Genomic DNA, 13,579 nt, shown 5'->3' on the forward strand with positions numbered 1-13,579 from the left:
GAACTTCCCCTCCAACGGCGCCGCCGCCTGCACCAACTGACGAATCAACGTCCCCAGATCAGTACTCGACCCACGCGACTTCGACGACAGAGTCGTCAGAACCTGGGCCCCCATGTCGAACTTCATCCAGTCCCCCCGCCGAACCTGAGCAAACAAATGTGCCCCACATCCCTATCAACTCCGGCGGCACCGAAGCAATCGAGTACCTCACGGCTGTGGACAGGCTGTGACACAGCCGTCGAAGAACCGGCGCGGGCAATGAGGGGCAATGGGGTGCGAACGTGAAGCACTTGTCACCGGTCGCGAAGGGCGGGAGACCTGCCCTGCGCGACAGGGCTCCCGAGGAGCTCCGGCCGCTCTTCGCTCCGTGCACACGATCGTGAGGGGCGGGCTGACCGCCTGCGGACCCGGTGGGTCATCAGGATCCGGTGAGCCTCTTCGTCGTCGGAGAGCGGGGCCGGCTGGACGAGGCCGGTGGGGCCGGCTGCTCAGAGATTCGCATCGACGTATTTGGCGACAACGGCCCCCGCCGCTGGGCGAGGGCCGGTCGTTCGAAGGCTGTCGCGTGGCTCAGGCGGTGAACTCCCCGCCCTTGGCGGCGGTCACGAACGATGACCAGGCGGCCGACTCGAAGACGAGCGCGGGGCCGCCCGGGTTCTTGCTGTCACGTACGGGCACGACGGCGGGGAAGCCGTCGGCCACCTCGATGCAGTTGCCGCCGTCCGTGTTGCTGTAGCTGGACGTGCGCCAGGTGGCGGCGCTCAGGAAGTCGTCGGAGACCTCGACGCAGTCGCCGCCGTCCGTGTTGCTGTAGCTGCTCTTGCGCCACGTCACGTTGCTCAGGTCGATGGCTCGCACGGCACTTCCTCCAACATCCGCAGGATGAACTTCCGAGACTTGACCGGGGGCAGCGCCAGGTCACGCACCGCATCATATCTGCGCTGCACACGCTCGACCCTGTCGGTTTCCTCGATCAGTTCACCGCGTACGTCGTTCTCGGTGTAGGCCACCGTACGGCCGTCCGACAGCCGCAGGAACTTCACGGCGGTGTTCATCAGGCCGTGAGGACCGGCGCTGAACGGCAGCACATGGAGAGTGATGTTCGGGCGGCCCGACGCCTCGGCCAGATACTCCACCTGCTCCCGCCAGGCCTGGGCGTCGCACAGCTGCGTACGCAGCACCGCCTCGGAGAGGATGACCCGGAACGGCGGTGCGTCATCCCCCTCCAGCAGCTTGCGCCGCCCTATGCGCGCTTCTACCTGCTGGGTCAGTTCCTCACCCTGGGTGCCGCCCGCCGCGAGCGCCTCGCGCGCGTACCCCCACGTCTGGAGCAGGCCCGGCGGAGCGCTCGCGGCGTAGTGCCACAGGCTCACCGCCTCGGCCTCCAGGGTCATGTACCGGCGGTACTGCTCCCGGAACTGGGTCGGGTCGCCGACCGCGAGTTCCCACAGTGTGAGGAGGAGGCCGGGCGTCCCGTAATGCTGATCGAGCGCCTGTACGACCTCCGGACCGCCGAGTGTCTCTCCGCTCTCCATCTTGCCGAACAACGACCAATCCCAGCCAAGGACTTCGCCGAGCTTGCGCAGGCTGTGGCCGCGCTGCGAGCGGAGCAACCGCAACTCCTCGACGAACCGCTGACGTGGTTGCTGGCTCCGACCCGTGACCACCCGTCTCGGCGGCATGACGTACTCCTCCGTGGAAGGTGTGGAACTACCGTCGTACGGCCGGGAAGTACAGCCCGCCGGTGGTGTCCGTTCCCCGTTCCGGGTCCATTCTCGTAGTGCCCGGAACACGCACAGTAGTCGAAGCCCTCGCACTACACACAGGTGTTGGACGAACGGAGCGGAACTCATGACGACGCAGCGGCGAGCGGTCAGGAAGATCAACGAAGCCGAGGAAGCGCGCGACGTGCTCGGAGCGGCGCTCCGGCGGGCAGGCATCCAGCTTCCCTCGCTGGACGTCCGTCCCGTGCCGCGCACCGACGCATCCGGATATGCCTTGGTGACCCTCGGTGAGTGCTCCGCGCCCGTGGCCTGCGCGCTGGCGGCGGTCATCGAGAAGGGAGCGGCGCGGTGACCCGGCGCGTCTTCCGCTACGTACCGTTCACCATCGAGCAGGACGCGACGGCGGAGCCGGAGTACGAGGTCCGCTGCGTGTCCGGCGACGAAACCGAGTGCGGCGCGCGGTCCGGTACGTACATCCATCCGGTGCCGGTCGAGGAGTGGCAGCGCAGGTACACGCAGGAGACCGGACACCGGCGCTACCGCCGGAACTTTCACGACTACGCGGTCATGCGGCCGACGGCCGAGCTGGGTGAGACGCCTGAGCCGGCCGAGCTGGGTGAGACGCCTGAGTCGGCTGATCGGGGTGAGATGACCGAGCCGGGCGGGACGACTGAGCCGGTGCGGGCGGGCGGAGGCGCGGGGTGAGCTTCGCTCCGGCCGTCGCACGTCCGTGGCGCGATGCGTGGCCGCCGGCCGCGCGGACGGACGACGGCAACGCGTGGGTGACGGGGAACTGCTGGCTGTACTGCCGACGCGAGGGCGTGCGCGTGCTGTGGGTCGGCTCCGTGCACACGCCCGGCGCGACGGGCGACCTGTACGCGTGCGGCCCGTGCGTCGCGGAACTCGACCACATGGTGCGCGTCCAGTCGTACGCCAGGGACGCGACGGCGGGGACGGAGACCAGGAACGGGAACGGGGTTACGGCCAAGGCTGTGACGTGCGAGCACCGGCAGACCGAGAAGCGCGAGGGCAAGATCCACTGCCGTACCTGCAGGCGACAGCTCTACCTGTGAGCGACACCGAGGGGAAGCGGTGGCCGAAGGACGAGGAAACCCCTGATCAGAGGAGGCAACCCCTGATCAAGGGCTCCGGCCTCAGCACTCGATGATGTTCACCGCGAGCCCGCCCCGGGCCGTCTCCTTGTACTTCACGCTCATGTCCGCGCCCGTCTCCTTCATGGTCTTGATGACCTTGTCCAGGGAGACCTTGTGGCTGCCGTCGCCGCGCAGCGCCATCTTCGCCGCCGTGACGGCCTTGACCGCGGCCATGCCGTTGCGCTCGATGCACGGGATCTGGACGAGGCCGCCGACCGGGTCGCAGGTCAGGCCGAGGTTGTGTTCCATGCCGATCTCGGCGGCGTTCTCGACCTGCTCGGGGGTGCCGCCGAGGACCTCGGCGAGGGCGCCCGCGGCCATGGAGCAGGCGGAGCCGACCTCGCCCTGGCAGCCGACCTCGGCACCGGAGATGGAGGCGTTCTCCTTGAAGAGCATGCCGATGGCTCCGGCGGCCAGGAGGAAGCGGACGACGCCGTCCTCCTTCTCCGCCTCGGTGGCGCCGCCCGCCGCGAAGTTCATGTAGTAGTGCAGCACGGCCGGGATGATGCCCGCGGCGCCGTTGGTGGGTGCGGTGACGACGCGTCCGCCCGCCGCGTTCTCCTCGTTGACCGCCATCGCGTAGAGGGTGATCCACTCCATCGCGAGGGTCTGCGGGTCTCCCTCGGCACGCAGCTGACGTGCTGTGTTCGCGGCGCGGCGGCGGACCTTGAGACCGCCGGGCAGGATGCCCTCGCGGGACATGCCGCGCGCGACGCAGGCCTGCATGACGCGCCAGATGTCCAGCAGACCTGAGCGGATCTCGTTCTCGGTGCGCCAGGCCTTCTCGTTCTCCAGCATCAGCGAGGAGATGGACAGACCGGTGTCCTTGGAGAGCCGCAGCAGTTCGTCGCCGGTACGGAAGGGGTGCTTCAGCACGGTGTCGTCGAGAACGATCCGGTCCTCGCCCACCGCGTCCTCGTCGACGACGAAGCCGCCGCCGACGGAATAGTAGGTCTTCTCCAGGAGAGGGGCGCCCTCGTGGTCGAAGGCGAAGATCGTCATGCCGTTGGCGTGGTACGGCAGGGCCTTGCGGCGGTGCAGGACCAGCTGCTCGTCGGCGTCGAAGTCGATCTCGTGCATGCCGAGGAGATTGATCCGGCCGGTGGTACGGATCCGCTCCACCCGGTCGTCGGCGGACTCCACGTCGACGGTACGGGGCGACTCGCCCTCCAGCCCGAGCAGGACGGCCTTGGGGGTGCCGTGGCCGTGACCGGTCGCACCGAGCGAGCCGTACAGCTCGGCGCGTATGGAGACGGTGTGGGCGATGAGGCCCTCGTTCTTCAGCCGACGCGCGAACATGAGGGCGGCGCGCATCGGGCCGACCGTATGGGAGCTGGACGGGCCGATACCGATCGAGAACAGGTCGAAGACCGAGATGGCCACGGGTGACTCCTAAGGGGTTGGTAGACGCCGTTGTCTGCCGGGTGGTGCGGTACGGACCGGTCGGCCCGAAGAGCAGCGGGGACAAGGGATGGGGCACCGCGCTCACTGACCAGTGTGCGTGGTGCCCCGCCCGAAAGGTGACGAACTGTGTCCCGTATTACTCGGGACGAGCCGCGTCCCGGACTACTTCAGACCGGGGTACAGCGGGAACTTCTCGGCCAGCGCGACGACGCGGGCCTTCAGGCTGTCCGCGTCGTAGGACGGCTTGAGCGCGGAGGCGATGATCTCCGCGACCTCGGTGAAGTCCTCGGCCTGGAAACCGCGGGTGGCCAGGGCCGGCGTACCGATCCGCAGACCCGAGGTGACCATCGGCGGACGCGGGTCGTTCGGGATGGCGTTGCGGTTGACCGTGATGCCCAGCTCGTGCAGCCGGTCCTCGGCCTGCTGGCCGTCCAGCTCGGAGTTGCGCAGGTCGACGAGGACCAGGTGGACGTCCGTACCGCCGGACAGCACGGAGACGCCGACCTCGGTGACGTCCGGCTGGACCAGCCGCTCGGCGAGGATGCGGGCGCCGTCCAGGGTGCGCTGCTGGCGCTCCTTGAACTCCTCGGTCGCCGCGACCTTGAACGAGACCGCCTTGGCCGCGATCACGTGCTCCAGCGGACCGCCCTGCTGGCCCGGGAAGACCGCCGAGTTGATCTTCTTGGCGAGCTCCTGCGTCGACAGGATGACGCCACCGCGCGGACCGCCGAGGGTCTTGTGCGTGGTGGTCGTGACGACGTGGGCGTGCGGCACCGGGTTGGGGTGCAGACCCGCGGCCACCAGGCCGGCGAAGTGCGCCATGTCGACCATCAGGTACGCGCCGACCTCGTCCGCGATGCGGCGGAAGGCGGCGAAGTCCAGCTGACGGGGGTACGCGGACCAGCCGGCGACGATCAGCTTCGGCTTGGACTCCTTGGCCAGCCGCTCGACCTCGGCCATGTCCACGACGCCGGTCTCGTCGACGTGGTACGGGACCACGTTGTAGAGCTTGCCGGAGAAGTTGATCTTCATGCCGTGCGTCAGGTGACCGCCGTGGGCCAGGTTCAGGCCCATGATCGTGTCGCCCGGCTTCAGCAGCGCGAACATCGCGGCGGCGTTGGCCTGCGCACCGGAGTGCGGCTGGACGTTCGCGGCCTCGGCGCCGAACAGCGCCTTGATGCGGTCGATGGCGATCTGCTCGACGACGTCGACGTGCTCACAGCCGCCGTAGTAGCGGCGGCCGGGGTAGCCCTCGGCGTACTTGTTGGTGAGAACGGAGCCCTGGGCCTCCATGACCGCGACCGGAGCGAAGTTCTCCGAGGCGATCATTTCGAGGGTGGACTGCTGACGGTGGAGCTCGGCGTCGACAGCGGCGGCGACGTCCGGGTCCAGCTCGTGGAGGGAGGAGTTGAGAAGCGACATCAGGTGGTCCCTTGGGGTCTCAGTTGCCGGAGAACTCGGAGTACTCGTCGGCGGAGAGCAGGTCCTTCGGCTCCTCCGCCACACGTACCTTGAACAGCCAGCCGCCCTCGAAAGGAGCGGAGTTCACCAGCGACGGGTCGTCCACGACGTCCTGGTTCGCGGCGGTGACCTCACCGGTCACCGGCGAGTACAGGTCGCTCACCGACTTGGTCGACTCCAGCTCGCCGCAGGTCTCGCCCGCGGTCACCGTGTCACCGACCTCGGGGAGCTGGGCGTAGACGACATCGCCGAGCGCGTTGGCGGCGAACTCCGTGATGCCGATCGTCGCCACACCGTCCTCGACGGCCGACAGCCACTCGTGCTCCTTGCTGTAACGCAGCTGCTGGGGGTTGCTCATGACCTGAATTCTCCTGTACGCGTGGGAGTGCTGATGAACGGTGGTCTTACGGTGTGAGACGGGAATGCGTCACTTCCGAGGTGCGCGGACGTCACTTCTGACGCTTGTAGAACGGCAGCGCCACGACCTCGTACGGCTCGTGGCTGCCCCGGATATCCACTCCGACGCCCGTGGTGCCGGGCGTGGCGTGCGTGGCGTCCACGTACGCGATGGCGATCGGCTTGCCCAGGGTGGGCGACGGGGCCCCCGAGGTGACCTCGCCGATGATCTCGCCGCCGGCGACCACGGAGAAACCGGCGCGCGGCACCCGGCGGCCCTCGGCGATCAGCCCGACCAGCTTGCGGGGCGGGGCGGTCTCGGCGCGCTCGGCGGCGGCCTTCAGGGCCTCGCGGCCGACGAAGTCGCCCTCCTTCTCGAACTTCACGACCCGGCCGAGGCCGGCGTCGAAGGGAGTCAGCCCGGTGGTCAGCTCGTGCCCGTAGAGCGGCATGCCCGCCTCCAGGCGCAGCGTGTCGCGGCAGGAGAGCCCGCACGGGATCAGCCCGCGGGAGGCGCCGGCCTCGGTGAGGGCCTTCCACAGCTGCTCGGCGTGCTCGGGGGCGACGAACAGCTCGAAGCCGTCCTCGCCGGTGTAGCCGGTACGGGCGATCAGCGCGGGGACACCGGCGACCGTGCCGGGCAGACCGGCGTAGTACTTCAGGCCGTCCAGATCGGCGTCGGTGACCGAGGCCAGGATGGCGGGGGACTCCGGGCCCTGGACGGCGAGCAGCGCGTACGCGTCGCGGTCGTCGCGGACCTCGGCGTCGAAGCCGTCGGCCCGCGCGGTCAGCGCGTCCAGCACGATCTGGGCGTTGCCCGCGTTGGCGACGACCATGTACTCGGTCTCGCCCAGCCGGTAGACGATCAGGTCGTCCAGGATGCCGCCGTCCTCGGCGCAGATCATCGTGTAGCGGGCGCGGCCCACGGCGACGGTGCCGATGTTGCCGACCAGCGCGAAGTTCAGGAAGGCCGCGGCCTCGGGGCCGGTGACGGTGATCTCGCCCATGTGGGACAGGTCGAAGAGACCGGCCCTGGTGCGCACCGCGTTGTGCTCGTCGCGCTCGCTGGCGTACCGCAGAGGCATGTCCCAGCCCGCGAAGTCGGTCATGGTCGCGCCCAGCGAACGGTGCAGGGCATCGAGGGCGGTGAGACGGGGGGCGGTGCTCATGGATGTGGCTCCCGGGGCATGACGACGAGGACAATCCCTCCCCATCTGTCATCGGAACCTGAGAGGTTCGCCGAGAGCCCCTTGAGGGGTTCGGCTTGCACCTTGGGTGGAGCCGCGGAGCGGCCCGCTTTTCAGATCTGCCTCATCCACGCGGTACGGGGCCTGAGAGATTCAAGGGAGGAACTTGCTCCTTCGGCGCCCGGCACATGCAGTGACCGGAACTCTCCCGCGCGGATTCAAGCGGCCTTTATGCAGTTGGCCGGGCCATCATCGCACGCATCCCGCCGGAGTGGGGCCCCGGTCCCCCTCCGGAATCGACGGCGTGGACGGTTGTGTCGCATTACCTTTTCTTTACACTTCATGGGCATAGGCGGGTGACCCGACAGGGGGAGGGTGATGACGTTGCAGCGGTACGCGACAACCGTGGGAGTCGCGCACGACGCGATGCCCGCACAGCCGGGGGTCCCGGCCGGGGAGACGCGCGGCCCGCGCCCGCCCGTCGTACGGGACCTGCGGGCGCGGGCCGGGCGCGGCCCGCGCAGCCTGCGCTTCGCGGCGGGCGACGTGGTGGTGGTCTCCGGGCTGCCCGGCAGCGGCAAATCGACGCTCATCCGGCGGACGGTGACGACGGCCCGCGCCATCGACTCCCAGGACACCCGGGACCGCTGGGCCCGGCGGATGCCTCGCTTACTCCCGTACGCCCTCTACCGTCCGCTGGTCCGCGCCGCCCACTACCGGGGACTGTGGCGGGCGCTGCGCTCCGGCGAGTCCGTCGTCGTCCACGACTGCGGAACCCAGGCGTGGGTGCGCGGCTGGCTGGCCCGTGACGCCCGGCGCCGGGGCCGCGTCCTCCACCTCGTCCTGCTCGACGTCACACCGCGGACGGCGAGGGAGGGCCAGCGGGAGCGCGGGCGGGGTGTCTCCGGATACGCGTTCGCCCGGCATCGCAGGGCGGTGGGGAAGCTGCTGCGGGGCGCCGAGACCGGCCTGCTGCCGCCCGGCTGCGCCTCGGCGGTGCTGCTGGACCGCGAGGCGGCAGGGGTGCTGGGCCGGATCACGTTCGCCACGGCACCGAAGGGGCGGGCCGCCGGACGTTAATCTTCTGCCGGAAGGCTCGGGCAAGAAGGGGAAGCAGTGGACATTCCGGCGCAGGTCCAATCCCATCCGCAGAGCGGATGGCCGGCCAATGAGCTCGAAGAGGTGCTGATGGCCTCGGTGGGCAGCCCGGAGGCGGGCGGACGGCTCGTCGAGGTGCTCGGGCGCAGCCAGGTCTGGGTGCCCCTGCCCAACGGCGGCGGACCCGACTCCCTGGACCTGGACCTGCCGACTCTGGAGATCGACGGCGCCGCGTACGTTCCCGTGTTCAGCTCCGAACAGCAGTTCCATGCCTGCGTCGGCACCCGTATGTCCTTCACCGTCGCGCCCGCCCGCGACTTCGCCCGCGGCCTGCCCCCGCAGCTCGGTATCGCGGTGAATCCGGGCGGTGCCGTCGGAATGCCGCTGCCGCCGCCCGCCGTGGCCGAGCTCTGCCGCGCCGGACGCACCCCGCTGGACGGGCCGGCCGGCGGCGGCCGGGTCCGGCTGTTCGAACCGTCCTGGCAGGAGGAGCCCGTCGACTTCCTCGCCGCGGCGGCCGGCGAATTCGAGGAGAGCGGCGTCGTGCTCACCGCCCGCAGGGCGCTGGCCAGCATCGAGGGCGGCGAGCCCGTCCTCTTCATAGGGGTCGATTTCTCCACCTGGGAGGGCGCCGGACGCAATGCCCCGATGGACGCCCTCGGCCGCGCGCTGGGCCGCGTCGAGGTGCCCTGGCCGGTCAACCTGGTCCTGCTCGATGTGGCACAGGACCCGGTCGGTGACTGGATGCGGGAGAAGGTCCGGCCGTTCTACCGGCGCGAGACCCCGTAGCACGTCGACGGCCCCGGAGCCGAGCGCCACGTCGGCCGATGGCGTCAAGTCGGTGTCAGGACCGGCGCATAAGCTGGTTTGATGGCTGGTGCCTCGGCACCATGCCGCACCCGTGTGCCCGGGAGCGGCGGGCCGACACAGTGGATCGAAGAGGGGCGGGACCAGGTGAGTGCGTCAGGCACCGCGGCGGCCGGGCAGGTCGAGCACATGCTGCGCCAAGTGACGCCCGGACGCTACGACGCGTACGAGGCGCTGCTGCAGGCCCTCGCGAACGGCCGGATCTGGATGCTCCTCTGGCACGGACAGGCGGGCGCGCCCGACGCCCAGTACGGAAACATGGAGATCGACGGCCTCGGCTACGCCCCCTGTGTGACCTCCGCCCAGGAGCTCTCGGCCAGTGGCTGGAACCGGGCCCATGAACTGGTCGGCGGCCGCGACATCGCCCGCGCCCTCTTCCCCGACCGCTGGGGCATCTGGCTCAACCCGCACGCCCCGGGCGGCGGCGTCGGCATCCCCTGGCTGGATCTGCGCCGGATCGCCACCGGCCTCGACCGGATGCCCGCGGGGCCCCTCCGGCTCACCGAGCCGGCCATCGAGATCCCGCAGTTCTACGCCCTGCTCACGCAGAACGCCCACCACACCCCCGCGATCCGCTCGCTGCGCCGCGCCTGGGTGCAGCCCGCGCTCGGTGTCCCCTATCTCGCCGTCGGCCTCGACCTCTACGACACGAGCCAGACCTCGGTCGACGCCGTGCGCGCGATGATGCAGCAGTCGATCGGCGCGGTGCCGGACGGGCTGCCCGTCTCCACCGTCGCGATGTCCGACGAGTACGACCCGGTCGCGATGTGGCTGCGCGCCAACACCCGTCCGTTCTACGACCGCGAGGCCCATGCCCCGGCGGCCCCGATGGCGGGCTACGGCTATCCGCCGCCGCAGGGCGCGTACTGAGCGCACGCCGTCCCAGGCGCGCGCACTGACGCGTGAGCTAACGCGACCGCGTGAGCCCGGTGTGCCCGGAATGCAGGTGTACGTTCCTGATTTCCGGGACATATCCATAGAGGGCCAACTCCCGAAATGCGGGCGCGTGTTCACGGCCTTCCGGTGCATCCCGCCCTCCATGTCCGGGATTTCCGCGCTGGGTAGGTCTGGTGGTGAAAGCGGCAAGAATCTGCGCGCGTGCCCCTCTTCCACCTCAACTGACCCGTGTTCGAGGGGCGTTCACATCCGTCCGGATAACGGAACACCCCTGACCGCATCACGGTTAGGCATCCATTCGTCTGTCGCTATGGCTACCTGTCGCGACGGCAATGAAGACTCCCGCAGCAAGGGCGTCTTGCCGCCTCTGCGTACGACTGACTGATCGCGCCGCCACAGCGGCCAGTTCGGCCCGGCCACCGCCGGTTGAGAGGGGTCCTTGCCACGATGACGGCACCACTGCACGAGCCGACCACGGAAGCGGACCCGATCGCGACCGGCGGTCCCGCAGTCGACTCCGGGACGAAGAAGGTCGAGGGGCGCTCCCTCAAGCAGATCGCCTGGAACCGCCTCAAGCAGGACAAGGTTGCTCTGACGGGTGGCATCGTTGTCCTCGTCCTGATCGTGGTGGCCATCCTGGCGCCGCTGATCGTGGGCCTGCTCGGCCATCCGCCGAACGACTTCCATCAGGAGACGCTCGACCCGCTGACCAACCTCCCCCAGGGGAGCCTCGGCGGCGTCAGCAGCGACTTCCTCTTCGGCGTCGAGCCGAACAAGGGGCGCGACATCTTCAGCCGGATCATCTACGGCGCCCGGATCTCGCTCCTCGTGGCCTTCCTGGCGGCCCTGGTCGCGGTGGCCCTCGGCACGCTCTTCGGGATCGTCGCCGGCTACTTCGGCGGCTGGATCGACGCGGTGATCAGCCGGATCATGGACGTGCTGCTCTCCTTCCCGCAGCTCCTCTTCATCATCTCCCTCGTCTCCGTCCTCCCCGACGACCTGCTCGGCCTCACCGGCAGCGGGGTGCGCATCGCCGTACTCGTCGCCGTCATCGGCTTCTTCGGCTGGCCGTACGTGGGACGCATCGTCCGGGGGCAGACGCTTTCGCTGCGTGAGCGCGAATACGTGGAGGCGGCGCGCAGTCTCGGCGGCGGGCGCGGCCACATCCTCTTCCGCGAGCTGCTGCCGAACCTGGTGGCGCCGATCACCGTCTACGCGACGCTCATGATCCCCACCAACATCCTCACCGAAGCGGCCCTCAGCTTCCTCGGCGCCGGTGTCCGGCCGCCCACGGCCTCCTGGGGCGGCATGCTGCGGGACGCCCTGGAGACGTACGAGCACGACCCGATGTTCATGGTCTTCCCCGGCGTGACGATCTTCATCACCGTTCTGGCCTTCAACCTCTTCGGGGACGGGCTGCGCGACGCCCTGGACCCCAAGGGGACCCGATAGCCCACGACTTGCCCCTGCCGCACTGTCAGGTGGCTCTTCCCATGGTTCTCCGGCAAGCAATGGCCTGGGACCGCGATCTCGGAGGTTACGAGAAAATGTCCACAGTTACCTCGAAACGACGGCTCACCGCTGGTGCGGCCCTCGTGGTCGCGGCGCTGATGACCACCACGGCGTGCGGCGGCGGCGACGACGGCGGCAGCGGCGACAGCAAGGCGAAGGGCGCCGGCTTCAACGCGGCGTTCAACAAGGTCGCCAACGCGTCCACCAAGAAGGGTGGAACGCTGAAGATGGTCGGGAAGCAGGACCTCGACTCCGCCGACCCCCAGCGTGCCTACTACGGCATGGCGTGGGACTTCATGCGCTTCTACACCCGCCAGCTGGTCACGTACGACACCAAGCCCGGCGCCGCGTCCACCAAGCTGGTCGGCGACCTCGCCACCGGCCCCGGTGAGATCACGGACGGCGGCAAGACCTACACGTACAAGCTGCGGTCCGGCCTCACCTGGGAGGACGGCTCCAAGCTGACCTCCAAGGACGTCAAGTACGGCATCGAGCGCATCTGGGCGACGGACACCATCACCGGTGGCCCGCAGTATCTGATGCAGACGCTGGACCCCAAGCACGAGTACAAGGGCCCGTACAAGGACTCGTCCCCGGACAAGCTCGGTCTGAAGGCGATCGAGACGCCCGACGACAGCACCATCATCTTCAAGCTGCCCAAGCCCAACGGTGACTTCGAGCAGTTCCTCGCCATGCCGTCCGGCTCGCCCGTGAAGGCGTCGCAGGACACCAAGGCGAAGTACACCCAGCGGCCGTTCTCCTCGGGCCCGTACAAGTTCGAGACGTACAAGCCGGGCAAGAGCATCGTTCTCGTGCGCAACGACAAGTGGGACAAGTCCTCGGACCCGATCCGCGCCGCGCTCCCGGACAAGGTCACCGTCACGATCTCCGCCAACCTGGAGGAGAACGACAAGAAGCTGATGGAGGGCGACTACGACGTCGACCTCAACGGCACCGGCATGACCCAGTCCGGCCGCGTCACCGCCGTCCAGGACCACAAGGACAGCGTCGACAACATGCAGACGTCCTTCGTCCGCTACGTCGCGCTCGTCCACACGGCGAAGCCGCTGGACGACGTGCACTGCCGCAAGGCCGTCTTCTACGCCACGGACTTCGCTGCCCTGCAGCAGACCCGCGGTGGCGAGATCGCCGGTGGCGCGATCGCCAACAGCACCCTGCCGGCCTCCATCAAGGGCCACAGCGACTACGACCCGTACGGTGTCCTCGCCCGCAAGGGCAAGCCGGACGAGGCCAAGGCCAAGGACGAGCTGAAGCAGTGCGGCCAGCCGAACGGCTTCTCCACCAAGCTCACCGCCCGTAACAACAACCCGGGCGAGGTCGATGTCGCCGAGGCGCTGCAGGCGCAGCTCGGCAAGGTCGGCATCAAGATCGAGGTCGACCCGATCGACGGCGCCGAGGCCTCCAGCATCACCGGCTCGCCGTCCGTCGTGAAGAAGCGCGGCTACGGCATGACGATGAGCGGCTGGGGCCCGGACTTCCCCTCCGGCCAGGGCTTCGGTCAGCCGCTGTGGGACAGCCGGTTCCTGTCGGAGACCGGTAACTACAACGAGTCGCAGCTCAAGGACCCGCAGATCGACAAGCTCTTCGACAACGCGATCGCGGAGACCGACGCGGACAAGGCCGGCGAGATCTACAAGCAGCTCGACAAGCGGATCCTCGACCAGGCCGACTGGATGCCCTTCATCTACGAGAAGAACATCACCTGGCGCGGCAAGCGGCTGACCAACGCCTACATGTCCGACGCCTACAACGGCCGTTACGACTACGTCTCGCTCGGCGTCGTCAAGTAGCCGCTGTAGTCAACAGCATTCGCAGTCAACCCCGTTGACTGCCCCACCGCCGCCGAAACCCGCCAGTC

Annotated in this window: 14 protein-coding genes and 1 riboswitch; of the genes, 8 read left to right on the plus strand and 6 right to left on the minus strand. The window is 69.0% G+C overall.

Annotated features, from left to right (window positions below; genetic code table 11):
• Window positions 1–570: 570 nt before the first annotated feature.
• Window positions 571–858, minus strand: a complete 288-nt coding sequence (locus ABZ826_RS32955; RefSeq protein ID WP_361456676.1) for a DUF397 domain-containing protein — start codon at window positions 856–858, stop codon at window positions 571–573.
• On the minus strand, window positions 840–1,682 hold the full coding sequence (locus tag ABZ826_RS32960; protein ID WP_361456679.1) for a helix-turn-helix transcriptional regulator: 843 nt from the start codon (window positions 1,680–1,682) through the stop codon (window positions 840–842). Before ABZ826_RS32960 ends, ABZ826_RS32955 begins: the two co-directional genes overlap by 19 nt.
• 169 nt (window positions 1,683–1,851) lie before the next feature.
• Between ABZ826_RS32960 and ABZ826_RS32965 the strand changes: the two genes are divergently transcribed.
• Genes ABZ826_RS32965 through ABZ826_RS32975 form a run of 3 tightly spaced genes read left to right on the plus strand, consistent with a single transcriptional unit; the run spans window position 1,852 to window position 2,797 of the window.
• On the plus strand, window positions 1,852–2,076 hold the full coding sequence (locus tag ABZ826_RS32965; protein ID WP_361456682.1) for a hypothetical protein: 225 nt from the start codon (window positions 1,852–1,854) through the stop codon (window positions 2,074–2,076).
• Window positions 2,073–2,429 (plus strand): hypothetical protein, encoded by a 357-nt coding sequence (locus tag ABZ826_RS32970; RefSeq protein WP_361456685.1) that lies wholly within the window; start codon window positions 2,073–2,075, stop codon window positions 2,427–2,429. The genes ABZ826_RS32965 and ABZ826_RS32970 overlap by 4 nt, the downstream gene beginning before the upstream one ends.
• Window positions 2,426–2,797: a hypothetical protein gene (locus ABZ826_RS32975; RefSeq protein WP_361456688.1), complete on the plus strand. Its 372-nt coding sequence runs from the start codon at window positions 2,426–2,428 to the stop codon at window positions 2,795–2,797. Before ABZ826_RS32970 ends, ABZ826_RS32975 begins: the two co-directional genes overlap by 4 nt.
• Before the next feature lie 81 nt (window positions 2,798–2,878).
• Here ABZ826_RS32975 and ABZ826_RS32980 read toward each other — a convergent pair whose 3' ends face one another.
• From ABZ826_RS32980 to gcvT, 4 genes are all read right to left on the minus strand, one after another.
• Window positions 2,879–4,261 (minus strand): L-serine ammonia-lyase, encoded by a 1,383-nt coding sequence (locus ABZ826_RS32980; RefSeq protein WP_361456691.1) that lies wholly within the window; start codon window positions 4,259–4,261, stop codon window positions 2,879–2,881.
• Window positions 4,262–4,444: 183 nt separating this feature from the next.
• Window positions 4,445–5,704: a serine hydroxymethyltransferase gene (glyA, locus tag ABZ826_RS32985; protein ID WP_361456694.1), complete on the minus strand. Its 1,260-nt coding sequence runs from the start codon at window positions 5,702–5,704 to the stop codon at window positions 4,445–4,447.
• 19 nt (window positions 5,705–5,723) lie between these two features.
• Window positions 5,724–6,101 carry a glycine cleavage system protein GcvH gene (gcvH, locus tag ABZ826_RS32990; protein WP_361456697.1) on the minus strand — a complete coding sequence of 126 codons (378 nt, stop codon included), beginning with the start codon at window positions 6,099–6,101 and terminating at the stop codon, window positions 5,724–5,726.
• A 91-nt stretch (window positions 6,102–6,192) separates the two neighbouring features.
• Window positions 6,193–7,308 (minus strand): glycine cleavage system aminomethyltransferase GcvT, encoded by a 1,116-nt coding sequence (gene gcvT, locus ABZ826_RS32995; protein ID WP_361456700.1) that lies wholly within the window; start codon window positions 7,306–7,308, stop codon window positions 6,193–6,195.
• 141 nt (window positions 7,309–7,449) lie between these two features.
• Window positions 7,450–7,547, minus strand: a riboswitch (glycine riboswitch).
• A 157-nt stretch (window positions 7,548–7,704) separates the two neighbouring features.
• Between gcvT and ABZ826_RS33000 the strand changes: the two genes are divergently transcribed.
• From ABZ826_RS33000 to ABZ826_RS33020, 5 genes are all read left to right on the plus strand, one after another.
• Window positions 7,705–8,406: an AAA family ATPase gene (locus ABZ826_RS33000; protein WP_361456703.1), complete on the plus strand. Its 702-nt coding sequence runs from the start codon at window positions 7,705–7,707 to the stop codon at window positions 8,404–8,406.
• Between the two features lie 36 nt (window positions 8,407–8,442).
• Complete coding sequence (locus tag ABZ826_RS33005) at window positions 8,443–9,213, plus strand: enhanced serine sensitivity protein SseB (RefSeq protein WP_361456706.1); 771 nt, start codon at window positions 8,443–8,445, stop codon at window positions 9,211–9,213.
• A gap of 165 nt (window positions 9,214–9,378) precedes the next feature.
• Window positions 9,379–10,161: an enhanced serine sensitivity protein SseB C-terminal domain-containing protein gene (locus ABZ826_RS33010; protein ID WP_361456709.1), complete on the plus strand. Its 783-nt coding sequence runs from the start codon at window positions 9,379–9,381 to the stop codon at window positions 10,159–10,161.
• Window positions 10,162–10,635: 474 nt separating this feature from the next.
• Window positions 10,636–11,640: an ABC transporter permease gene (locus ABZ826_RS33015; RefSeq protein WP_361456712.1), complete on the plus strand. Its 1,005-nt coding sequence runs from the start codon at window positions 10,636–10,638 to the stop codon at window positions 11,638–11,640.
• Between the two features lie 95 nt (window positions 11,641–11,735).
• Entirely contained in the window at window positions 11,736–13,511 is a 1,776-nt protein-coding gene (locus ABZ826_RS33020) for an ABC transporter substrate-binding protein (protein WP_361456715.1), read from the plus strand.
• The last annotated feature ends 68 nt before the right edge of the window (window positions 13,512–13,579 follow it).

It is taken from the genome of Streptomyces sp. NPDC047515 (genome assembly GCF_040643055.1).
Lineage (GTDB): Bacteria > Actinomycetota > Actinomycetes > Streptomycetales > Streptomycetaceae > Streptomyces.